At 71.5% G+C, this 23,317-nt stretch carries 18 protein-coding genes; 10 read left to right on the top strand and 8 right to left on the bottom strand.

Annotation, left to right across the window (positions count from 1 at the left end):
• The first annotated feature begins 53 nt into the window (after positions 1–53).
• From AB0C04_RS00720 to AB0C04_RS00740, 5 genes are all read left to right on the top strand, one after another.
• On the top strand, positions 54–2,573 hold the full coding sequence (locus AB0C04_RS00720) for a bifunctional diguanylate cyclase/phosphodiesterase (protein WP_357049025.1): 2,520 nt from the start codon (positions 54–56) through the stop codon (positions 2,571–2,573).
• Between the two features lie 93 nt (positions 2,574–2,666).
• On the top strand, positions 2,667–4,034 hold the full coding sequence (locus AB0C04_RS00725; protein ID WP_357046553.1) for a glycosyltransferase family 87 protein: 1,368 nt from the start codon (positions 2,667–2,669) through the stop codon (positions 4,032–4,034).
• Between the two features lie 9 nt (positions 4,035–4,043).
• Entirely contained in the window at positions 4,044–4,676 is a 633-nt protein-coding gene (locus AB0C04_RS00730) for a phosphoribosyltransferase (RefSeq protein WP_357046555.1), read from the top strand.
• A gap of 19 nt (positions 4,677–4,695) precedes the next feature.
• Positions 4,696–5,085 (top strand): zf-TFIIB domain-containing protein, encoded by a 390-nt coding sequence (locus tag AB0C04_RS00735; RefSeq protein WP_350868739.1) that lies wholly within the window; start codon positions 4,696–4,698, stop codon positions 5,083–5,085.
• Between the two features lie 94 nt (positions 5,086–5,179).
• Positions 5,180–5,860, top strand: coding sequence for a maleylpyruvate isomerase N-terminal domain-containing protein (locus AB0C04_RS00740; protein WP_357046557.1), 681 nt, complete (start codon positions 5,180–5,182; stop codon positions 5,858–5,860).
• A 51-nt stretch (positions 5,861–5,911) separates the two neighbouring features.
• On the opposite strand, the gene dnaB is transcribed toward AB0C04_RS00740, so the two are convergent.
• The gene (gene dnaB / locus AB0C04_RS00745) at positions 5,912–8,731 is read right to left on the bottom strand and encodes a replicative DNA helicase (RefSeq protein ID WP_357046559.1); all 2,820 of its coding nucleotides are present in this window, start codon (positions 8,729–8,731) and stop codon (positions 5,912–5,914) included.
• Positions 8,732–9,128: 397 nt separating this feature from the next.
• On the opposite strand from dnaB, the gene AB0C04_RS00750 reads away from it, so the two are divergent.
• Complete coding sequence (locus AB0C04_RS00750; RefSeq protein WP_357046561.1) at positions 9,129–10,673, top strand: hypothetical protein; 1,545 nt, start codon at positions 9,129–9,131, stop codon at positions 10,671–10,673.
• Between the two features lie 75 nt (positions 10,674–10,748).
• Here the strand turns inward: AB0C04_RS00750 and rplI are convergent, their stop codons facing one another.
• The 4 genes from rplI to rpsF all read right to left on the bottom strand — a co-directional run bounded on the left by rplI (position 10,749) and on the right by rpsF (position 12,392).
• Entirely contained in the window at positions 10,749–11,195 is a 447-nt protein-coding gene (rplI, locus tag AB0C04_RS00755; RefSeq protein ID WP_357046563.1) for a 50S ribosomal protein L9, read from the bottom strand.
• A gap of 14 nt (positions 11,196–11,209) precedes the next feature.
• Positions 11,210–11,449: a 30S ribosomal protein S18 gene (gene rpsR / locus AB0C04_RS00760; RefSeq protein WP_007073789.1), complete on the bottom strand. Its 240-nt coding sequence runs from the start codon at positions 11,447–11,449 to the stop codon at positions 11,210–11,212.
• Positions 11,450–11,490: 41 nt separating this feature from the next.
• Positions 11,491–12,024 (bottom strand): single-stranded DNA-binding protein, encoded by a 534-nt coding sequence (locus AB0C04_RS00765; RefSeq protein ID WP_350868730.1) that lies wholly within the window; start codon positions 12,022–12,024, stop codon positions 11,491–11,493.
• Between the two features lie 77 nt (positions 12,025–12,101).
• Entirely contained in the window at positions 12,102–12,392 is a 291-nt protein-coding gene (gene rpsF / locus AB0C04_RS00770) for a 30S ribosomal protein S6 (RefSeq protein WP_117668160.1), read from the bottom strand.
• Positions 12,393–13,028: 636 nt separating this feature from the next.
• On the opposite strand from rpsF, the gene AB0C04_RS00775 reads away from it, so the two are divergent.
• Positions 13,029–13,820, top strand: a complete 792-nt coding sequence (locus AB0C04_RS00775) for a deoxyribonuclease IV (RefSeq protein ID WP_357046566.1) — start codon at positions 13,029–13,031, stop codon at positions 13,818–13,820.
• Positions 13,817–16,138 (top strand): hypothetical protein, encoded by a 2,322-nt coding sequence (locus AB0C04_RS00780; RefSeq protein ID WP_357046568.1) that lies wholly within the window; start codon positions 13,817–13,819, stop codon positions 16,136–16,138. Before AB0C04_RS00775 ends, AB0C04_RS00780 begins: the two co-directional genes overlap by 4 nt.
• A gap of 42 nt (positions 16,139–16,180) precedes the next feature.
• Here AB0C04_RS00780 and AB0C04_RS00785 read toward each other — a convergent pair whose 3' ends face one another.
• The 3 genes from AB0C04_RS00785 to AB0C04_RS00795 form a co-directional block, all read right to left on the bottom strand.
• Complete coding sequence (locus AB0C04_RS00785) at positions 16,181–17,686, bottom strand: glycosyltransferase 87 family protein (RefSeq protein ID WP_357046570.1); 1,506 nt, start codon at positions 17,684–17,686, stop codon at positions 16,181–16,183.
• A 120-nt stretch (positions 17,687–17,806) separates the two neighbouring features.
• Positions 17,807–20,674 (bottom strand): transglycosylase domain-containing protein, encoded by a 2,868-nt coding sequence (locus AB0C04_RS00790; protein WP_357046572.1) that lies wholly within the window; start codon positions 20,672–20,674, stop codon positions 17,807–17,809.
• A gap of 197 nt (positions 20,675–20,871) precedes the next feature.
• Positions 20,872–21,336, bottom strand: coding sequence for a DUF5318 domain-containing protein (locus AB0C04_RS00795; RefSeq protein WP_357046574.1), 465 nt, complete (start codon positions 21,334–21,336; stop codon positions 20,872–20,874).
• A gap of 175 nt (positions 21,337–21,511) precedes the next feature.
• On the opposite strand from AB0C04_RS00795, the gene AB0C04_RS00800 reads away from it, so the two are divergent.
• Together AB0C04_RS00800 and AB0C04_RS00805 are read left to right on the top strand one after the other, a co-directional pair.
• A complete protein-coding gene (locus AB0C04_RS00800) occupies positions 21,512–22,150 on the top strand; it encodes a PadR family transcriptional regulator (protein ID WP_350868720.1) in 639 nt (212 codons plus the stop codon).
• A gap of 23 nt (positions 22,151–22,173) precedes the next feature.
• Entirely contained in the window at positions 22,174–23,253 is a 1,080-nt protein-coding gene (locus tag AB0C04_RS00805; protein WP_350868718.1) for an inositol-3-phosphate synthase, read from the top strand.
• Positions 23,254–23,317: the final 64 nt, after the last annotated feature.

The raw sequence follows: 23,317 nt of genomic DNA on the forward strand, positions 1-23,317 counted from the left end.
ACGCTGCCGGTCATCAGATACTGACGGTCGGCAACGGATGGGGTTGGGTGAGCCTGACGACGCGTCGTCACAGCGATACCGACCGACGGTTGCTGCTGTTGGTCGGAATTCTTGTGGCCTTCGCGAGCGTCGTGGCCCTGGGCGCCGCGACGGCCGTCTGGCACGACCCGCCCACCTCGATCGACGACTTCACGACGAGCGCCGCCGTCGCCGTCATGATCGCTCTCGGAGCGATCGTCAAGGCGCCGCTGCGGATCAGGTCGACCGCGTTCTCCATCGCGTGGGTCGAGACCGCCATCGTCCTCGGACTCGCGCTGGCACCACCGCCGCAGGTGATCCTCGCCGCCGGAGTGGGCATCGCCTGCGCGTCGTTCCTGACCCGCCTGTCCGCCATCAAGACCGCGTTCGGCATCGCGAAGCACACCCTCGTCGCGGGAGGCGCCACAGCCCTGATCCTGCTCCTCGGTGACCGTTGGCCACCCAGGGATTTCTGGAGCGTCATCGTCGTCCTCGGCGCGGTATACCTGGTCGCCGCGCTGCTGGATGACCTTCTCGCCACCCCCGTCATCGCCCTCGCCTCGGGCAACAAGATCTCCCGACAGTTCCGCAACAACCTCGACCTGCGGCTGGCCGGGTTCGGCGTCCGCTTCGTGGTGGCCGCCTGCACGCTGCTCATCATCCGGGCCGACCCGCGACTGCTGCTGGCCGTCCCCCCGCTCGTGCTGAGCCTGCACCTCGCGTACTCGGCCCGGATCCGCGGCCGGACCGAGCAGCAGGCGTGGCAACGGCTCGCCCGGACCACCGACGCACTCAACGTGGTCGACCTGGACAAGGTCCTCACCACCGCCGTCACCCAGGCGGCCGAGCTCTTCTCCGCCGACGAGGTGGAGATCGAGCTGCGCGACGGCGACCGGACCGTCCGCGGTGGCGCGGGCGGCGTCATCACGTACGACGGGCCGGAGGGCGAGCCCACCACCGTCGACGGCACCGTCGTCCCGGCGCCGCTGGAGGGGCACGACCGGGCGGTCGACGTCGGCGTGCTCCGGCTACGGTTCCGCGGGCCGGTGGAGCTCTCCGAGCGGGAGCGGTACACGCTGCGGACCTTCGCCTCCGCGCTGTGCACCGCCGTCCGGAACGCGCAGGCGTACGCCGAGCTGGCCCGGGTCGCCGAGGAGCACGCGTACGCCGCCACCCACGACGCGCTGACCGGGCTGGCCAATCGGCGGCACCTGCTCGACCAGGGCACCGAGCAGCTCAGCATCCGGCACGCCGACGGGGTGACCGCGCTGGTGCTGATCGACCTCAACCACTTCAAGGAGGTCAACGACACGCTCGGGCACGCCGCCGGCGACCAGGTGCTGGTGCAGGTGGCCGAGCGGCTGCGCGGCGCCGCCCAGGGCGACGACGTGGTGGCCCGGCTCGGCGGCGACGAGTTCGCGGTGCTGCTGCGCGGTCTGCCGGCGCCCGCGGTGGCCGCGCACCGGGCGGAGGCCCTGATCGCCGCGCTGCACGAGCCCTTCGACCTGGACGGCATGCGGATCAGCGTCGAGGCGAGCGGCGGCATCTCCGCCGCGCCGGCCAGCGGCGGAATGCCCGAACTGCTGCGCCGCGCCGACGTGGCGATGTACCAGGCCAAGCGGGCCGGCCAGCGGATCTCCACGTACGCCCCGACCCGGGACACCGCCGACCTCGGCCGGCTCACCCTCGGCGGTGAGCTGCCCCGCGCGGTCGCCGACCACGAGTTCACCGTCAACTTCCAACCCATCGTCGATCTTGCCACCGGCGAGGTCACCAGCGCCGAGGCGCTCGCCCGCTGGCACCACCCCCGGCACGGGGTGATCGACCCGCTGCGCTTCCTGGAGGCGGTGGAGCGCTCCGGCCTGCTGCCGGCCTTCGCCGAGGCCATCCTGGACCAGGCGCTGATCGCCGCCGGCAGTTGGCGCGACGCCGGCTTCGACGTACCGGTCGCGGTCAACGTCTCCCCGCGCAGCCTGCTCGACGCCCGGTTCCCCGGCTCGGTGCTGGCCCGGCTCCGCGCCCACGACCTCCCGGCGGACCGGCTGGTGCTGGAGTTGACCGAGACCCTCACCCTCAGCCAACTCGACGTGGTCGACCGGGTGCTCAGCCGGCTGCGCGACGAGGGGGTACGGCTGGCGCTCGACGACTTCGGCACCGGCTACTCGTCGCTCAGCCTGCTCTCCCGGATCCCGGTCCACGAGTTGAAGATCGATCGCAGCTTCGTGAGCGCGATGGAGAGCTCCGCCGAGGCCGCCGCCGTCATCCGCTCCACCCTCGACCTCGGTCGCAGCCTCGACCTCACCGTGGTCGCCGAGGGAGTGGAGAGCGAGCCGCAGCGCCGCGCCCTCTGGGAGTTGGGCTGCGCCGCCGGCCAGGGCCACCTTTTCGCCCGACCGATCCCGGCCGGCACGCTGCTGGCGGCGCTCCAGCGCGGCGCCGGCGGCAGCCCGGGCACCCTGGCGCCCCCGCTGCACGACGCCGGCTCGGTGATCCGCCTCGGCGGGCGGCGCTCGAACAGTCGCGGCCGGGACCGGCTGCCGCACCTGCCCGCCTGACCCCGGCACCCCACCCGCACGCAGCCGCGGCGATCACCGACCCAGGCCGTGCGCGGGCCGGGCCGCAGCCGCCCGTCTGCCACACTTGCCGGCGTGACCGCCGCAGCCCCGACCGTCCGCCGCCGTGGCTGGCGGGCCATCGACTCCGCCGCCGGCGGCCTCGCCCTCGACCTCGGCCTCTACGCCGCGTCGGCCGGGTTCGCCGCGATCACCGCCGCCACCTCGACGCTGCTCCCGCACCGCGCCTGGGGCGGCACGGCCGCTGTCGGCTATATCCTCGCCGCGCTGGCCGTCGCCAGCCAGCTGCTGGTCCGCCGCCGCCACCCGGACTCGCCGCTCGTCGGGCTGCCGGCCCGCTGGGCGCTCACCGGGTTCGCGTGGGTGACCACCGCGCTGCTTCCGCTCGTACAACAGAGCGTCGAACGGGCGGGCGGCCGGACCGACCGGGCACAGGAGGAGGTGCACGTCGTCGAGCAGGCCGGCACCCGGCTCGCCGAGCACGGCACCCCGTACCTCGGCCACGACGCCATCGCCGCACTGCCCGCCGACGAACGGCTGCTCGGCTACACCCCGTACCAACCGGGCATGGCCCTCTTCGGGCTGCCCCGGGCGATCGCCGACGGGTGGTGGACCGACGCCCGGGTCTGGTTCGCGGTCGGCACCGCGCTCGCGCTCGCCCTCGCGGCCGCCACGCTCCGCGCCCACCACCGAGCGGGTCGCACCGCCTCCCCGGCGCAGGCGGGCGGAACGACCGACCCGAAGGCCGCGCTGCTGCGCGGCGTGCAGGCTGCGACCGTCCTGCCGATCTGCGCCCTCACCCTGGCCACCGGCGGCGACGACCTGCCCGTCCTCGCGCTCTGCCTGCTGGCCCTGACCTTCGCCGGCACCGACCGGCCCGGGCGGGCCGGCCTCGCGGTCGGGATGGCCGGCGCGCTGAAGCTCTTCGCCTGGCCGATCGCCCTGGTCCTGATCATCTGGGGGGCGACCCGGCGGGCCGGCACCCGGGTGGCCGCCGGAGCCATCGGGCTTCCCGTGGCGGCCCTGCTGCCCGCCCTGCTGGTCGATCGCGACGCCCTGGTGGAGAACGTGCTCCGCTTCCCCCTCGGCCACGGGCTGGTGACCAGCCCGGCACAGTCACCCTTTCCCGGCTACCTGATCGCGACCGGGCTGCCCGGCGGCAGGCTCATCGCCGCCGCGCTGCTCGTCGCGGCCGGTGCGGCGATCGCCGTCCGACTCGCCCGCCGCCCGCCGCGCACCGCCTTCGGCGCGGCGCTGATCTGCGGGTACGGGCTGCTCGCCGCGATCGCCCTGATGCCCACCACCCGCTTCGGGTACCTGCTCTATCCGCTCGCCCTGCTGATCTGGGCACCCGCCCTGCGTGCCCCGGAGCAACCGGCCACCGACGCGGCCGAGCCGCTTCTTTCCGGCAACTGGCGCGCGGCGGGGCGCGGCAGGGCGTAGACCTGAGGCATGACCACCTACCGCGACCGCGCCGAAGCGGGCCGGGTGCTCGCCGAGCGGCTCACCGGCCTGATCGGCGAACCGAACCTCATCGTCCTCGGCCTGGTACGCGGCGGCGTGCCGGTGGCGCAGGTGGTCGCCGGACGACTCGGCGCACCACTGGACGTCCTGGTGATCCGGAAGCTCGGCATGCCCTGGGCTCGTGAGGTGGCCTTCGGCGCGCTCGGCCCGGGCGGGGTGCAGGTGCTCAACGAGCAGGTGGCGAGCCGGCTCAGCGCTGAGGACATCGCCGAGACCAACCGGCGCGAGCAGGCCGAGCTGGAACGGCGGGAGCAGCTCTACCGGGCCGGGCGGCCACCGCTGGACCTCACCGGCCGTACCGCGGTGATCGTCGATGACGGCCTGGCCACCGGCGCCACCGCCCGGGCGGCCGTGGAGGTCGCCCGCCGGCTCGGCGCCCAACGGGTGGTGGTCGCGATCCCGGTCGGTTCGCAGGAGGCGTTCGAGATGTTGTCCGCCGAGGCCGACCAGGTGATCTGCGCCCAGCGCCCGCCCGAGTTCATGGCGGTGAGCAGCTACTACGAGGACTTCCACGAGGTGACCGACGACGAGGTGACGGAAACGCTTACGGCAACCGCGTGACCCGACCAGGTACCGTCGGGTGATGAGCCTCACCTGTCCCAAGTGTCATGGAGAAATGCGTCAATACGAGCGCAGCGGCGTCGTCATCGACCAGTGCGGTGAGTGTCGGGGGATCTTCCTCGACCGCGGCGAGCTGGAGAAGTTGTTCGAGGCGGAGGCGAACTGGAACCGCCAGCAGGCGGCCGGTCCGGGCGGCCAGCCAGCCCACCAGCCCGCCGGCTACCCGCCCCCGCCGCCCCCGCCGGCGCCGCACCAGCCGGGTTACGGCGCGGTGCCGCCGCCCCCGCCGCCGGCGCACGGCTACCCGCCCGCGCCGGCCTACGGCGGCCACGGCCAGCAGCACCAGGGCTACCACGGGCACTACCGGCGCAAGAAGCACAAGAGCTTCCTCGACGACATGTTCGGCTGAGCCCACCCGCACAGCGTCCGACGGCCGGCCCGGTACCCGCCGGGCCGGCCGTCCTGTCGTGCTGGACGCCATCATCCGTGCGAAGCTGCAACCCATGACCGCCGTCCGGCAGCATGACGCGCTGGCGCAGGCGTACGGGGCGATCACCGCCGTGGTCACCGACCTCGACGACGCCGACCTGCAGCGACCGACCCGGTGCCGCGGCTGGCTCGTCGCCGACCTGCTGTTCCACGTGCTCTGCGACGCCCAGCGGGCGCTGGTGGCGCTGGCCAGCCCGGCGCCCGGGCCGGCCGACGTGGACGACGTGAGCTACTGGCGCGCTTTCCCGCCCGGCGGCGACGCTGACGGTGCCCGGCACGCCTGGTGGGCCCGCCGCTCCGCGGCGGCGTTCGACCGGCCCTCCGGCGTGGTCCGGATCTGGTCCGACACCGCGCCGGCCGCCGTCCGGGCCGCCGGCGCGGCCGACCCGTCGGGCCACGTGACCACCCAGGGTCACGTGCTGCGGGTGCCGGACTTCCTCGCCACGCTCACCACCGAGGCGGTGATCCACCACCTGGATCTGGTGCTGGACCTGCCCGACGCTCCGCCACCCGGCCCGCTCGCCACCCGGGTCGCGGTGGCCACCATGGATGGCCTGCTCAGCGACGAGGCGGTCCGCCCGGCGAGCTGGGACGACCACGAGTTCCTGCTGAAGGCGGCCGGCCGCCTTCCGCTCACCGACCGGGACCGGTTGGAGCTGGGCGAGGTCGCCGGCTGGTTCCCGCTGCTCGGCTGACGCCGCCGCGCCGACCGCCGCCGGCCCGGGCGCCGCTCGCGCGGGCAGGGCTCAGACGATGGCCATGTCGACGAAGCGGGACAGGTGCAGCTGCGCCGCGACGGTGACCGTGTCGGTCGGACCGTTCCGGTGCTTGGCGACAATGAAGTCCGCCTCGCCCGCCCGCGGCGACTCCTTGTCGTAGTAGTCGTCCCGGTGCAGCAGGATCACCACGTCGGCGTCCTGCTCGATCGAGCCCGATTCACGCAGGTCGGAGAGCTGGGGTCGCTTGTCGGTGCGCTGCTCGGGGCCACGGTTCAGCTGGCTGACCGCGATCACCGGGCACTCGACCTCCTTGGCCAGCAGCTTCAGGCCCCGGGACAGGTCGGCGACCTCCTGCTGCCGGCTCTCGGTGCGCTTGGGTGAGGTCATCAGCTGGAGGTAGTCGACCACGATCATCTTGAGGTCGTGCCGCTGTTTGAGCCGCCGCGCCTTGGCCCGGATCTCCATCAGGTTCATGCTCGGGGTGTCGTCGACGAAGAGCGGGGCCTCGCTGATCTCGCCCATGCAGCGCGCCAGCTTGGTCCAGTCGTCGTCGGAGAGCTGACCGCTGCGCAGCACGTGCAGCGGCACCCGGGCCTCGGCCGAGAGCAGTCGCATGACGATCTCGACCTTGCTCATTTCCAGCGAGAAGATCGCCGCCGCCTGGTTGGCGCGGATCGCAGCATTTCGGGCGAAGTCCATGCTCGCCGTGCTGTTGTGGGTCGGAATCATGGCCCGACTGGCCAAATAGAGATGCTCGGGGTTGTCGACCGTGACGCAACGAACCGGCACGCTTCGCACCGGACGGATATCGACGATGAACCGCGAGGTAGTCCGGACATCGGAGGCGGTCCGCCGGCGGGCGGCGTGCGCGGTGCGCTTGCGCTCCAGGCGGAAGACGGCATCCGGGGTGGAGAAGTTCAACGTGTAGGCCGTCGATGATTCGGCGGTGCGGCCGCGTACCGGCCGAGCGGTGATGGTGCACCGGTATCCGAGGCTCACCACCAACTCGCGTACATCTTCAGCAAGCCGGTTGGAGGTCGACGTGTACTGAAGGTTGCCCGTAGTAGCGACCGTGCCGTCCGTATCCATCAACCCCGCCAGCAGCGCCCGCCGCTGGGCCTCGGATGCTCGTAGATACGCCTGCGGGATGTGCTTGTCGGCCACAACCCCGAGCTGCCGTAGCAGCCCGAGGAAAGAGCCGTTGCGATTGTGGCAGGCGGCACACCTCATGGTCTCGGGGTTCTCCCGCAGTGCCCGGGTGGACCCGCCACAGTCCACGCAGCATCGGTCCATACGAGGGGCCGACGGAGGTGGCAGCAGGATGGTGTAGACCATCGGCCCACTGGGGCGGACGACGAAGCCGTCGGCCTCGATGTGCCCGACCATCTCCGGGTCCGCGGTCGTGAACCGGCTGGCGTCGGCGTGCCCGTCACCGAGCCAGGCTCCCAGCGTGTACGGCGGCACCAACAGCTCGCGCTCCGGAAGACGAATCGCAGCGCAGTTCTGTACGGCATGGTTGAGCCGGCGCTCGGCGGTCTCGGTGCGCAACGTCGCAAGGATTTCGGCGGTGGTGACGACGCCGTCGTGGCTGGCCCGGTTGCCCGCGTTGACCTGACGCTCGGCCCGTTCGAGCAGCGTGGTGAGGAGCGAACCTGCCGGATAGCCGGGAGCGGTCCAGTTTCGCAGCTTGCCAGAGCGAACGACTGGCCGGCTGATCCGGCCGGTGGAGCCGACCTCGCGGGCGACCGTGTGCAGGACATGGCGGAACTCGGGACCCACTCGCTCCAGCGTCTCCGCGAGAGTAATCGGCCGATCCCCGTCCACAGCGAGGGTCGCGTGCGTCGCTCGTACCTTGGCCTGCGAAGCCTCGGGCCAGTGCCGCCGCCCGGGCCCCTGTCGCCGACTGGCTCGGGTCGTGGTTCTCCACAGGTGCTCGGCGTCCGCCACGATGACAGTGCCGTCTGAGAACTCGACCTCATAGCAGGGACGGCCGTGCATGACGTCAAAGGCGTGCGTGACCACTGTCGGAGTGCCGTCCGCCGCCAACAACTGATCACCCGCCTTGACCTCGCCCATGGTGGTCCAGCCGGTCGGGGTGGGAAGCGGAGTGTCGAGCGCGAGCGCCTTGCCCAGACCAGGCCGGCCCGCCACGATGATCAGCTGCCCCGCGTGCAGGCCGTTTAGCAGCCGATCCAGGTCGGTGAAGCCGGTGGGCACACCGGTCATCACCCCACCCTGGGCGCCCACCGCCTCGATCTCGTCCAGGGTCGGCTGGAGCATGTCGGCCAGGACGGCGAAGTCCTCGCTGACCCGCCGCTCGGTGACGTCGTAGACGGCCTGCTGAGCGAGGTCGACAACGTCGTCGACGTCGCGGCTTCCCCCGCTGGCGGTGCCGTAGCCGAGCTGCACGATCTTGGTGCCGGCCTCGACCAGCCGCCGCAGGACCGCCCGTTCGCTGACGATCCGGGCGTAGTAGGCCGCGTTCGCGGCGGTCGGCACGCTGGCGATCAGGGTGTGCAGGTAGGGCGCGCCGCCGATGCGGACCAGGTCGCCCGAGTCGGCAAGGGCGGCCGCCACCGTGATCGAGTCGGCCGGCTCGCCGCGGCCGTAGATCTCCAGGATGATGTCGAAGATGGTGGCGTGCACCGGGCGGTAGAAATCGTTGGTCTTGAGGATCTCCACCACGTCGGCGATGGCGTCCTTGGAGAGCAGCATGCCGCCGAGGACGCACTGCTCGGCCGCCACGTCCTGGGGTGGGGTCTTGTCGTAGTGGCCTTCGCGCTGCGCTGGCGCGGGGGACTGACCGCCGCCGCGTGGCTCCGCCCGCATGTCATCAGTGACCGACACCGGTCCCCCCCTCCACTGCGTCGGATCCGCGTCCCAGCTCTACCGTCCGGGTACGACAATCTGCCGACCGGACCGGTTGATCGGGGGCCATCGCGCGGGTGGTCGGGGGCCAACCATACGGACACCGAGCTCAGCGGCCAACAACACCGGTGGACGAGCCTCGGGACAACCTGTGGACACTGGTGGACCAGCATGTGCGCAGCGTGTGCACAGGCTGTGGACAACCGTTGGGGAATTCCCCGCCGTACGGCGCTGACCTGGGAAGATGCGATCCCCAGCCTGTGGAGGGGAAGTTTTCGGTCGGGCCTGTGAGTCGTTCGTCCCGTACTATCTCCAGCGAACGGCTACACCTGGACAGCGGATTGCGCTATCGGTTGAGAAGGGTCACGCTCCGGCCGTGAGTTACCGGGACTGGGGACGCGGGGAGGACAGCCCGCGCGAGCGCCAGCCGATCGCACCGTGGGACGAGCCCGCCTCGGGCGACCCGTACCGCTCCGGCGAGCGCCAACGCGCGCGTGGCCAGCGGCGGGCCCTCGACCCGGGTCAGGAGGAGCCGGTCGACGCCTACCTGCCGCGGTGGGCGCTGGAGTCCGGCGTCCGCCGGGCCGACGGCGGTGGGCGGCACGCCGCACCGGACGACGACGAGCCCGACCGGCCGCGGTCCGGCGCCGGCTCGCGCACCACCGAGACCACCAGCAGCTGGCGTCGGGTCGAGGAGACCAGCTGGCGCGAACTGCCGGCGATCGCCGCGGCGCCGGAGTCGGACCACACCCGCGAGTGGACGTTCGACCGTCCACAGGAGCAGGGGTACGTGGGGAGCCGCCGGGCCGAATCGGCGGGCACCGACGAGCCGGTCTCCGGTTCCGTCGCGGAGCGGCGCCCCCGGCGATCGCCGGCCGGTCGGCCTCCGGTCATCTGGTCCGGCGGCGAGGAGTCGCCCCCGGCGGCGGAGCCGACCCCGCGGCGGGAGCCCGACCGGCCGACCCGGCGCGCTCGCCGGGCGGCGGAGGAGGAGTCCTGGACCCGTCCGGCCGCCGACCCGTGGGATCGGGCGGCCACCCCGGCCGAGGATCCCGAGCCGGCGGACCAGCCGGCGGTGGACCCCTGGGACGCCTCGGGCGTGCAGGAGTGGCTACCGGCGGCCGGAACGGACCGGTGGGACGGCACCGGCCAGTGGGAGCAGCCCGACATCGCCGGCCGCTGGGAGCAGCCGGACAGCACGGGCCAGTGGGACAGGTACACCGAGCCGGCCCAGTGGGACCGGACGGAACCGCCGCGGTCCGGGCGGTCCACCGAGGCAGCGGGCTGGCCCGGCGCCGCGCGCGACGACGAGAGGTTCTGGTCGGGTACCCGGCTGGCGGGCGACGATCCGCGGTGGGTGGATCCGCCCACCTCGGCGCCGCGCTCACCGGTGATCACGTACACCGCGCCGAGACCGCGCAGCTCGCCCGGCTCCTACGGGTCGGCACGGCGGCGGGCGGAACCGGTCGGCGTCGCACGCGGTGCCGGCATGACGTCGGTACGCCGCCGGATCGAGGCGGCCGGAACGGGTGGCTGGTCCCGCCGGCTGGAGGACGACCTGCTCGACCCGGATCCGGGCGGCTCGGCCCGGCCACTGCTCTACACCGCCACGTGCTACCTGATCCCGGCCGTGCTGATCTTCGTGTGGCTGCTGACGCTCGACGCCCAGGCACCGGCCGGCTGCGTCACCGACATCAGCGGCGGCGGCTGCGACTCACCGCGAGCACGCGCCCTCGGGTCGCTCCTCGCCGCCGCGCCGCGCTTCGGCCTGGCGCTGGTCAGCAGCCTGGTGGTCGCGGCGCTGCTGCGTCGGGTCGGGACGACCTGGCGTTCGACCACCATCGCGCTCGCCTCGGCGGTGGTGGGTGGCGGTCTCTCCACGGTGGTGATCAGCGCGGTGACCGGCCAACCCATCGGCTGACCCACGCGAGGTGCCCGATGACGACCAGGGCCCGCACCGATCGCTCGGCGCGGGCCCTGGGTGGTGCAGGTGGTGTCAGGAAGCGACGACGTTCAGGTTGAACGCTGCCGTCACCTCGGGGTGCAGCTTGATCCGCACCGGGTAGGCGCCGGTCGTCTTGATGTGACCGGGCACCTCCAGCCGGCGGCGGTCGAGGGTCGGGCCGCCGGCCGCCTTGACGGCGTCGACGATCTCGGCCGGCGTGACCGAGCCGAAGAGCCGGCCACCGTCGCCGGCGCGGGCCTTCAGGCTGACCTTCAGGCCCTCGAGCTGGCCCTTGACCTCGTTGGCGTGGCCGAGGTCGCGGATCTCCCGGGCCGAACGGGCCCGCTTGATGACCGTGACCTGCTTCTCGGCACCCTTGGTCCAGGCGATCGCGAAGCCCTGCGGCAGCAGGTAGTTGCGGCCGAAGCCGGCCTTCACCTCGACGATGTCGCCGGGGGCACCGAGACCGGAAACTTCCTGCGTCAGGATGATCTTCATGTCGGTGCCTCCTTTCAGCGGGCCGTCGCGGTGTACGGCAAGAGCGCCATCTCACGGGCGTTCTTGACCGCACGCGCGATCTGCCGCTGCTGCTGCGAGGTGACGCCGGTCACCCGCCGAGCGCGGATCTTGCCGCGGTCGGAGATGAACTTCCGCAGCAGCGCGGTGTCCTTGTAATCGATATAGGTGATCCCGTCCTTGTCGAGCGGGTTCACCTTCTTCTTCGGCTTGCGAAGTGCCGCAGCCTTGGCCATTGACCTTGCTCCTGGTTTGCGATCGCGGGCGCTCGGCGCCATTAGAACGGAGGCTCCTCGTCGAAGTTGCCGCCCGAACCAGCGCGCGACGGAGACGGTGCGGCCGAAGCCCAGGGGTCGTCGAAGTTGCCTCCGCCGCCACCCTGGCCACCACCACCACCGGAACCGAAGCCACCGCCGCCGCCACCGGAGCGCGACATCTTCTGCACCTTCGCCGTGGCGTAGCGCAGCGATGGGCCGATCTCGTCGACCTCGAGCTCGATGACGGTGCGCTTCTCACCCTCGCGGGTCTCGTACGACCGCTGACGCAGCCGACCCGAGACGATCACGCGGGCGCCCCGCTGAAGCGACTCGGCGACGTGCTCCGCCGCCTGCCGCCACACCGTGCAGGCCAGGAAGAGCGGCTCGCCGTCCTTCCATTCGCCGGACGCCTTGTCCATGAATCGGGGCGTCGAAGCGACCCGGAACTTGGCGACCGCAGCCCCGGAGGGGGTGAACCGCAACTCGGGGTCATCGGTCAGGTTGCCGATGACCGTGATGGTGGTGTCTCCTGCCATGACCATCTCCTCGCGCACTCATCGTCTGCGTACAGGCTCTCAGAGCCGTACGACAGCGTCGATGAGGCTGATCCGGGCGAACCGGGGTTGAATGCTTAGCGCATCTCCGGCCGGATGACCTTGGTGCGCAGCACGGACTCGTTGAGTCGAAGCTGACGGTCCAGCTCGGCCACCGCCGCAGGCGTCGCCTGCAGGTCGATGACGGCGTAGATGCCCTCGGCCTTCTTGTTGATCTCGTACGCGAGGCGCCGGCGGCCCCACACATCGGTCTTCTCGACCGAGCCACCCGCGGTCCGGATCACGTTCAGGTACGTGTCGAGCGACGGGGCGACGGTGCGCTCCTCGAGGCTGGAGTCGAGGATCACCATGACTTCGTAATGACGCAAGACGTGCTCACCTCCTGTGGGCTAAGCGGCCACGGTCCTTCCGTGGCAGGAGGTCGTGCGTCGTGGCCCGCTCCGGGACCGGGGGAACCCGACCGGACGCGGACAACTGGACCAGGATACCCGGCCCGGTCGATCATGGCCTGGGTGGCCACTCGGGACGGGTTCGTGGCGCGGCGACGGGGGCCCGCCCCCGGACCATCAGGCCGGTGGCGGACCCCCGTCGACGGGGCCGCGGGGCGTCCCGTCCGCATTCCTTGGGTGGGACCTGGGGAGGAACGACCACACCGATGAGGTTGGACCGAAGACGCCCCGCGGAGCTTTATCGTGTTGTTATCTGACGATACAACGGCTGTTGTCACTTGTCGGAGGAAATAGCACAATTTTCCAAGAATCTAGGCTCGGCGTGCTCTGCTCGTCCCGGCGGGCCCTCGTCGCGCCGGGCCGCGCGACGAGGGGGCCCCGCTGTCGCAGGTGACCGACCAACCGGCGCGGCGGGCGTACCCGTCCGTCGGCCTGGGGAGCCGGCCTTCCATCCCACCTCATCAACGAGCGTCGGTCCCGTCGGGTGACGTGCGCCCCGCGAATCGACGGCGGGCGTCGCCCCGCTCGTCGGACGTCCGACGTAGGCTCGCCTGCATGCGTATCGGAGCCCACGTCGATTCGACCGACCCGCTGGCGGAGGCGGCCGATCGAGCCGCCGACACCGTGCAGTTCTTCCTCTCCGACCCGCAGGGTTGGAAGGCGCCCAAGCCACGGGAGGACGCGGAGCGGCTGCGCTCCGCGGAGGTCGACATCTACGTGCACGCCCCCTATGTCATCAACGTGGCGACCCTCAACAACCGGATCCGGATCCCCAGCCGGAAGCTGCTGGTCGGGCACGCGACCGCAGCGGCGGCGGTGGGCGCGAAGGGGCTGATCGTCCACGGTGGGCACGTCAACGCCGGTGACGATCCGGCGGTCGGTTTCGACAACTGGCGCAAGACCTTCGCCTACGCGGCCGACGCGGGCGGGTTCGGCGTGCCGGTCCTGATCGAGAACACCGCCGGCGGTGACAACGCCTGCGCCCGCCGGCTCGACGCGCTCGCCCGGCTCTGGGACGCGGTGGGCGACTACGAGGTGGGCTTCTGCCTGGACACCTGCCACGCCCACGCCGGCGGCGAGGAACTGCTGGGCCTGGTCGACCGGGTCAAGGCGATCACCGGCCGGATCGACCTGGTCCACGCGAACAACTCCAAGGGCGCCTTCGGCTCCGGCCAGGACCGGCACGACAACCTCGGCGGCGGGACGATCGATCCGGAGCTGGTGGTGGCGGTGATCCGGGCGGCCGACGCGCCGGTGGTCGTCGAGACACCCGGCGGTATGGCCGGCCAGGCCGCCGACATCGCCTTCCTCCGGGAGCAGCTCGGCGCGGAGCGCCCGGCGGCATGACGACCGGACAGTCGGAGACCGGCGGCGCACCGTCCGCCACCGGCGACAACCCCGAGCGCCCGAGCACCCCCACCGCCACGACCGACGCCGAACGCAACCGCACCGGCGACGCGAAGGCCGGCACCCCGGGTGGCGGCGCGACCGGCGCGATCGGCACCGGCCGTGACGTCAGTGCCGACGATCCGGCCGACGCCATGGGCAAGGCCGGCAGCGCCAAGGCCCGCAGTGCCAAGGCCGACGCCGCTGGTGAGACCGGCAGCACCAGGGCCGGCAGTGCCAGCAAGACCAGCAGTGACAAGACCAGCATTGACAAGACGAGCGCCGCCAGCGAGAGCGGCAGTGACGAGGCCGACGCCGCCAGCAAGACCGGCAGCGCCAAGGACGGCAACGACAAGGCCGGCACCGAGCGCGAGACCGCCGACGACAAGACCGGCACCGGCACCGGGGACAAGAAATCAGCCGGGAAGGACGCCACCACCGGCGACGCCGACCCGAAGGCCGACAAGAGCGGCGCCGACGGCAAGGGGGAGGCGGCCAAGCCGGACCCGTGGGAGGCCTTCGGGCCCGCGCCGGAGCGGGTGCTGACCCGCCCCCGCCGGATCGTCCGGGCGGTCGGCCGGTCCCTGGTCCACGAGTGGACGCTGGCGACGCTCGGCGCCCTCGCCCTCGCGGTGCTGATGACCTGGCCGACGCTGCGCTACCCGCGCTACACGTTGCCGCAGGACTACTGGGACCCGAGCCTGCAGTCCTGGCAGATGGCCTGGTCCGGGCACATCCTGCTGACCAACCCGGCGCAGCTCTGGCAGTCCAACACCTTCTTCCCGGAGCTGTGGAGCTTCGCGTTCTCCGACACCCTGCTGGGCTACGCGCCGGCCGGCATGATCGGCAGCGGCCCCGAGGACGCCGTCCTGCGCTACAACATCATGTTCGTGCTGGCCCACGCGCTGGCGACGCTCGGGGCGTACGCGCTGGCCCGGCAGCTCGGCTCCGGCCGGATGGGCGCCGCCGTGGCCGGGGTCAGCTACGCGTACGCGCCGTGGCTGCTCGCCCAGGCCGGGCACCTGCACGTGCTCTCCAACGGGGGCATCCCGCTGGCGCTGGCCATGCTGGCCCGGGGCCACGGCTGGTCACTGCGGCACGGCTACCGGCCGGAGCGCCGGCACGACGGCTGGATCTACGCCGGCTGGCTGGTGGCGGCGTGGCAGCTGAGCCTCGGCTTCGGGATCGGCCTGCCGTTCGCGTACTTCCTCGGCGCCACGGTGCTCGTCGCGGCTGTCACCTGGTACGTCCGGCGGACCTGGTTCGGGGCGGTGCGACGCCCGTTCGGCAAGCGGCTCGTCGTCGCCAACCTTGTCGGCGGGGCACTCTTCGCCGGCGTCGGCCTGCTGATGGCGATCCCCTACTTCACGGTGACCGAGCTGCACCCGTACGCCGAGCGCAGCGTCGGCGACATCGCCATCTTCTCACCGCCGGCGTCCGGCTTCGTCACCGCGCCGGCCGAGTCGCGGGTCTGGGGCGGGCTGCACGAGGGGGCCCGGGCCGCCCTGCCTTGGCACCCCGAGATGACCCTGCTGCCCGGCTTCGTGCTCTACGCGCTGGCCGCCGGTGGCCTGATCTTCTCGGTCTGGAAGCTGCGGCACCGGCTGCTGTTGCTGGCCGGGGTGCTCGCGACGATGGTGCTGGCCATGGGCACCCGGTTCTTCGGTGGCACCTTCACCTACATCCCGCTCTTCGAGCACCTGCCCGGCTGGAACGGCCTGCGTACCCCCGGCCGGCTGATGCTCTGGGCCACGCTGCTGCTCGGCCTGCTGGCGGCGGGTGCGGTCACCGCCCTCACCGACCGGGTGCGCGAGCTCGCCGCGCAGCGGGTCCCGTCCTGGCCGGGTCCGTGGCTGCGGCTGGCCACCCTGTTGCCGTTGCTGCTCGTGACGGTGGAAGGGCTGAACACCACGCCGCACCCGGTGGTCCCGGCCCAGCCGGCCGCGATGCGCCTGGTGGACGGTCCGCTGCTGGTCCTGCCGAGCAACCAGAGCCTCGACCAGCACGTGATGCTCTGGTCCACCACCCACTTCCAGGACGTGGTCAACGGTGGCAGCGGTTTCACCCCGCGCCAGCTCGACGACGTCCGCCGGGTGACGCAGACGTTCCCCGACCAGACCAGCATCGACTACCTGCGCACCCTGGGCGTGCGCAACGTGGTGCTGCTGCGCGACCAGCTCGCCGGCACCCCCTGGGAGATAACCGTCGACGCGCCGGTCGACTCGCTCGGCATCACCCGCGAGGAGATCGACGGCTCGGTGGTCTACCGGCTGTTCTGACCCGAACGCCGGCGCACCCGCGGGTGCGCCGGCGTTCCGGGATCAGTGGGCGGCCGGCACCGGCTCGGCGGGTAGCACGGGGCTGCGCCGCCACCGGTTCCACCACGGTGCGTCCGGCGCTCCGTCGAGCACGCCGCCATCCGGGTCGTCGGCGTAGGTGGCCCGGACGGCGTCCTGCTCCGGCTGCAGGATCTCGCGCACGATCAACACGCAGAGCACCACCACGGTGGTCAACCGCAGGGTGGCGGCGAGCACGAAGACGCCCTCCGGAAAGACCGGCCGGGAGGTGGCCGCCCCGAGCAGTTCCCCGTAGAACGCCGCGAAGTAGCAGACCTCGGCGAGCTGCCAGGCGAGGAAGGCGCCCCACTTGGGCCGGGCGAGCACCGCCAGTGGCAGCAACCAGAGCACGAACTGCTGGGACCACACCTTGCTGAAGATCAGGAAGGCGGCGACCACCAGGAACGCCACCTGGGCCAGGCGGGGGCGGCGCGGAGCCAGCAGCGCCAGCGCGGCCACGCCGAGGCACGCCAGCCCGAAGAGGGCGTACGACAGCAGGTTGAGGGTGGGGATGTTGGCGTTGAGCCACTCGAACGGCCCCAGGTCGGCCGGGTCCGCGTTGCCCATCTTCCCGTCCAGGTAGCGGCCGATGTACCAGAGCGTGCCCCAGTCGATGGGGCGGGTGCTGTTCAGCTCGAAGAACCGGTCCCAGTTCTCCCGGTACGGCAACGCCACCGGCAGGTTCACCGCGACCACCGCCACGACGGCCGCGACCACCGCGGTGAGGGCGGCGCGGAGCCGGTTCGCCCGGACCGCGAGCACCAGGATGGGGCCGAGCACGAAGAGCGGCCAGAGCTTCGCCGCGCCGGCGAGCCCGAGCAGCGCGCCGGCCAGCAGGGGCCGACGTCTCGCCCAGGCGAGCAGACCGAAGGCGGCCAACCCGATGGCGAGCAGGTCCCAGTTCACGGTGGCGGTGAGCAGCAGGGCCGGCGCGAGGGCGAAGAGCGCGGCGTCCCAGGGTCGTCGCTTGCGCAGCGTCAGGATCACCGCCACCGTGGCCACGGCGAGCGCGCCGAGCACCAGCGCGTTCAGGTTGTAGAACCACATGCCCTGGTTGATGCCCGGGTCGTCGACGCCGAGGGCGTGCACGGGCAGCCCGAGCGCGCCCATGAAGTAGCCGGTCAGCACCGGGTACTCGACCGGGTGGTCGCGGTAGGGCACCTTGCCCTCGTTGAGCCCCTCGGCGTAGTAGAGGGCGAGCACGTCGGTGTAGCAGAACCGGGTGTACTGGACGTTGTTCTGCCAGGCACCGTCCTGGCAGGGCGACTTCTGCACCCAGTGCAGGGCCAGGGCGAGGCAGGTGAGCGCCAGCACGATCCGGGCCGCGGTCCAGAAGCGGCGCTCCCGTCCCGCCGGCCGGTCGATCGCCACGGCGTGATCGCCGAGCGGGCCGCCGATCAGGCCGGAGATACCCCGGACGAAGGCGTCGGACCGGGACGGGTGGTCACTGGTACCGGCGTCGTCGAGGCCGGGCGTCGACTGGGTGCTCATGAAGAGGCATCCTGCCGTACGTCCGGCTCGGCGTCCCGTCGTGGCGGCGACATGTCGGCGCCCGGAACGGCACCGGCGGCCGGACAGTTCGTCCGGCCGCCGGCGGCGGTTGAGCTGGGATCAGTCCCGGTTTGTCGGTGGGGTGCTCGGCAACAGCCCACCACCATTACCGCCCGGCCGCGGACCGAACGGGTCGGTAGGGTTCCCGCCACCGTTGTTCCCGCCGTTGTTGCCACCGTTGTTGCCACCGTTGTTGCCGCCGTTGTTCTGGCAGAAGATCGACAGCGGGTCGGGGCAGCCCGCCGGCGGCTGGACCGGCGGGGGCGGCGGCGCCTCGCCGTTGCCCGAGTTCGGGTCACCGATGTTCGCCGCGGGCGGGAAGTCCACTTCCTTCTCGCCCTTGAGCGCGTCGTCCATGAACCGCTCCCAGATCGCACCCGGCATGCCGGAGCCACTGATCCGGGTGCCGTCCTTCGTCTTGAGCGGATCGCGTTTGTTCACGTTGCCCACCCAGACCGCCGTGGCCAACTGCGGCGTGTAGCCGATCATCCAGGCGTCGCCGTTCTCCGCGCTGCCCGCCTTCTGCTCCCAGGTGCCGGTCTTGGAGGCGGCCTTCCGGCCGTCGTCCAGCCGGTGGTTGACCTGCGCCGGGTACTGCTCCAGCACCGAGGTCACGTCGGCGACGACGTCCTTCTCGATCCGCTGTTCCCCCTTGAGCTTCTCGCCGCCCACCTTCTTCCACTTGCCGGTCACCTCGTCCTGCTGCTCCACCGAGTACAGGAAGTGCGCCTTGTGGTAGACGCCCTGGTTGGCGAAGGTGGCGACGCCGTTGGCGTGGTCCAGCACGGTGATCGGGTACTGCCCGTAGCCGACCACGTGGAAGAAGGGTGACGGGGCGATGTCCTTCGGGTCGGTCTTGGTCAGGTCGTAGGACTTGGCCGGGTTGGTGTCAGTACGCCACATGGTGGTGACGCCGGCCCTCTTGGCCATGTCGATGACCTTGTCCGGGCCGATCTCCTCGGTGACGTGGTAGAACGGCACGTTCAGCGACTTCAGTGTGGAGACCTTCAGGGTGCAGGAGTTACCGCAGGACGGGTTGTCGGTGCCTGCGTTGCTCACCTTGAACTTGGTGCCCGGTGGCGTGAAGGCCCGCCCCTTCCAGCGCGACTCGAGCGCCTTGCCGGCCTTGAGGGCCGCGGCGAGGGTGTAGATCTTGAAACTGGAGCCGGGCGAGTGCCCGCCGGTCAGGTTGCCGTTGGAGTCGGTGTTCTTGCCGGCGTAGTCGGTGCCGGTGCCGTTGTCGCCGCCGTAGTAGGCGCGCACCCGACCGTTGGCCGGGTCGATCGCCACCACCGCGGCCATCAGGTTCTTGGGCTGACCGGCCAGCTCCGAATCCTTCATCTTGCGCTGCGCGGCCGCAAGAGCGGCCTTCTGCGTATTCACGTCGATCGTGGTGCGGATCCGGTAGCCGCCGGACATCAGCGCCTGCGAGCAGAGCATCTTGGTGTCGGTGACGTCGGTTTCCTTGTCGACGCAGATGCCCTGGTCCCGCATCTCGGTCTTGACGTAGTTGATCACGTTGCCGTAGGGCGTGTTCACCCCGTAGTCGACGCCGACGCCGCCGCTCTTGGGGCTCTGGAGGGTCTTCGTCGGATACTCGGTGGGCGCCTGCGGCTTGCCGGGGGCGTTCAGCCACCCCTCCTGGACCATGCCGCTGATGACGTAGTCCCACCGACCCTTGGCGTCGGTCGGGTTGATCGCCGGGTCGTACCCCTTGTGGCTGGCGCTCGGCTCCGGTTGCTTGATGAGCGCGGCGAGCACCGCACCCTCCGCCGGGGTCACCTTGCTCACGGGCTTGCCGAAGTACTTCTGCGCCGCCGCCTCGATGCCGTACGCGCCCCGGCCGAAGTAGATCACGTTGAGGTAGTGCTGCATGATCTGCGGCTTGGTGTACTCGTCGTTGAGCTTGGAGGCGAGGATCGCCTCCTTGACCTTCCGGGCGTAGGTGTCGTCCTTCAGGTTGTCGTAGGCGTTGCGGGCGTACTGCTGGGTGATGGTCGAGGCACCCTGCTTGTCACCGCCGCTGACGTTGTTCCAGGCGGCTCGCGCGATGCCCTTGTAGTCCACACCGGAGTGCCGGTAGAAGTTCCGGTCCTCGGCCGCCGCCACCGCGTCCTGCACGTATTGCGGGATCTGCTCGATGGTGACCAGCGTGCGGTTCTCTTCGCCCACCTTCGCGATGATGTTCTTGTTGTCGAAGGCGTAGAGCGTCGTCGCCTGCGGCGGCGTGATCTCGTCGGGCAGCACCACGTTGGTCGAGTAGTAGGTGAAGCCGACCACGCCGAGTCCGGCGAGCATGATGAAGACCGCGAAGCCGGCGATCAGCATGTTGATCCGCTTGCGCTTCTTCGCCCGCGCGGCCCCAGCCGGGTCGCCGGCACCACGACGGCCGCGCCCGGGGCCGCCGGGGCCGCCCGGCCCACCCGGACCACCCGGTCCACCGGAGACCGGGGAGACACTCGCCCGGGCCACCGCGGCGCGGCCGGCGGAGCCACCGACCGACGCCGAGCCGACGCTCGCCCGTCCGGCCGACGCCGCGCCGACTGACGCCGCGCCGACGGAGGCGCGACCGGCCGGTCCGGCCGGGGAGACCGGCACCGACGCGCGGCCCGCCCGCCCGGGTGCCGGGGAGACCGGCACCGAGGCCCGGCCACCGCCGGCGCGGCCGACCGACGCCGCGCCGACCGATGCTGAGCCGGCGGCGCCGGCGGCGCGCGGGGTCACCGTGGCCCGTCCACCCGGGCTGCCGCCGGTCGGCGCCACCGAGGCGCGTCCGGCGGAGGCCGAGCCGTCCTGAGCCGACCAACTGCCCGCCCGTGCGTCACCGCCGGAGCGGCGGTAGGGATCGTCCGCCCCCCGCCCGGGGTCGCCGCTCGGATTGGGGATCTGGGCCCGCCCACGCGAACTGGGATCGCCGTACGAGTTCATTCCTCACACCCTGCCGGTCGCGGTGGGGCGCCGCTGCGCCGCCACCGGGTTGCCGTGAGCTGCTTCACGCGTCGTCGCGGCACGGGGGTGCCGGACGCGTGGCGTCGTTTCCGAATCAATCGGGCTTATCAGACCAATCAACCGTCGCCTGTCCCGGCGGTTCCGCACGGCACCGGGGCCGGTCGATCGGGCTGGGGTCACCGTTGAGCCTCTCGCCTTCGCCGTACCGGACCGGTGCCGCCGGTGGGTTCGCCACCCACCGCGTCGCGCTCCGGACCCGCCTCGCTGCCTCCGGCAAGCCCGTCCCGGCCGAGCAGGTACTGCTCGACGAGATGGTTCCAGTCACAACCGAGGCACACCTCCACAACGAAGACCTGGAACTCACGTAGCGTCATCGCCAGCGGAGCCAACTCCGCCAGCGTCCGGGCCTGGCCGGCGGACTGCTTGAGTTCGTCTCCGTAAATGTAGTGGACGTGGATCAGATTCTCGCTCCGGCAGATCGGGCAGCGCTCGTCGGTCGGCTCTCCGTGGAACCGAGCCGCGTTCTTCAGGTACGGAGAGGCGTCACACACGTCGTACGTGCCGACCCGACTGGCCAGGAGGTCACGCAGCACCGCTCGCTTCTGAAGCGAGTAGTCGACGACCTGGCGCTGCGTACGCATGCGGAAGAGGGTACGCGGTCCGGCCGGACCAGGCGACCACGGTGACGATCCGTGACCGCAGGAACCCGAATTCGGGGTTTGCCCTGATCGGAGCGAGCCGCTAACGTGCGATGTATCGGTCCGATACATCGCGGCGGTTACCCGCTCCGCGCAGAGGGTAAGAGAGGGCGGCCCCGTGCTCGAGTTCGCCATCCTCGGCCTCCTGCAGGAGTCTCCGATGCATGGCTACGAGCTGCGCAAGGAGCTGGCCGCCAAACTCGGCGCGTTCCGGGCGGCGATCAGCTACGGCTCGCTCTACCCGACCCTGCGACGGCTGCAGGCGGCGGGCTGGATCACCGAAGCTGCCGAGACACCCGCCACCGCCGAGGAGGTTCCCGCGCTGACCACCCGACGTGGTCGGGTGGTCTACAAAATCACCGCGGAAGGCAAGGAACGCTTCGCTCAGCTGATTGCACAGGCGGGGCCCGAGACGTACGACGACACGGGCTTCGGCGTGCACTTCGCGTTCTTCGCCCGGACCGACCAGGCGACCCGACTGCGCATCCTGGAGGGTCGCCGCCGCAAGATCGAGGAGCGTCGCGAAGGACTTCGTGACGTGCTTGGCCGGGCGGCCGAGCGCCTCGACGCATACACCCTGGAACTGCAGCGCCACGGCCTCGACGCCTGTGAGCGCGAGGTCCGCTGGCTGGAGGAGCTCATCGCCAACGAGCGCTCCGGCCGAGCCCCGACGGTCCCGCAACCCGGGACGGCCGGCGGTCGACGAGAAGACAACAGCCCGCCCCCGCCTGGAGAGACCAGGACAGAGCGGCCGTGACAGAGAAGAAGGAGGCAGACGCTATGGGCTCCGTCCGCGTCGCCATCGTCGGTGTGGGTAACTGCGCCTCGTCCCTGATCCAGGGCGTCGAGTACTACCGGAACGCCGACCCCAACGACCGCGTCCCGGGTCTCATGCACGTCACCTTCGGCGACTACCACGTCTCCGACGTGGAGTTCGTCGCGGCGTTCGACGTTGACGCCAAGAAGGTGGGCATGGACCTCGCGGAGGCGATCGTCGCCAGCGAGAACAACACCATCAAGCTCTGCGACGTGCCGCCGACCGGCGTCAGCGTGCAGCGCGGTCCGACCTTCGACGGTCTGGGCCAGTACTACCGCGAGATCGTCGAGGAGTCCGACGCCACCCCGGTCGACGTGGCGCAGGCGCTGCGCGACGCGCAGGTCGACGTGGTCGTCTCCTACCTGCCGGTCGGCTCCGAGCAGGCCGACAAGTTCTACGCCCAGGCCGCGATCGACGCCGGCTGCGCGTTCGTGAACGCCCTGCCGGTCTTCATCGCCTCCGACCCGGAGTGGGCGCAGAAGTTCGTCGACGCCGGCCTGCCGATCGTCGGCGACGACATCAAGAGCCAGGTCGGTGCCACCATCGTGCACCGCGCCCTGGCGAAGCTCTTCGAGGACCGCGGCGTCGAGCTGCTGCGCACCTACCAGCTCAACTTCGGCGGCAACATGGACTTCATGAACATGTTGGAGCGCAACCGGCTGGTCTCCAAGAAGATCTCCAAGACCCAGTCGGTGACCTCCCAGATCCCGCACGAGATGAGCAAGAGCGACGTGCACATCGGCCCGTCGGACCACGTGCCGTGGCTCGACGACCGCAAGTGGGCCTACATCCGGCTGGAGGGTCGCTCGTTCGGCGACACCCCGCTGAACGCCGAGCTCAAGCTCGAGGTCTGGGACTCCCCCAACTCGGCCGGCGTCATCATCGACGCCGTGCGCGCCGCGAAGATCGCGCTGGACCGGAAGATCGGCGGCCCGATCCTGTCGGCCTCGTCGTACTTCATGAAGTCCCCGCCGGTGCAGTACGCCGACCACGACGCGCACGCCGCCGTCGAGGCGTTCATCGCCGGCGAGGTCGAGCGCTGACGCGCTGACCAGCAGCACCGTCGAGGGCCGGGTCCGTACGGACCCGGCCCTCGCGTCGTCAGCA

It is taken from the genome of Micromonospora sp. NPDC048909, from assembly GCF_040649635.1.
Classification (GTDB): domain Bacteria; phylum Actinomycetota; class Actinomycetes; order Mycobacteriales; family Micromonosporaceae; genus Micromonospora.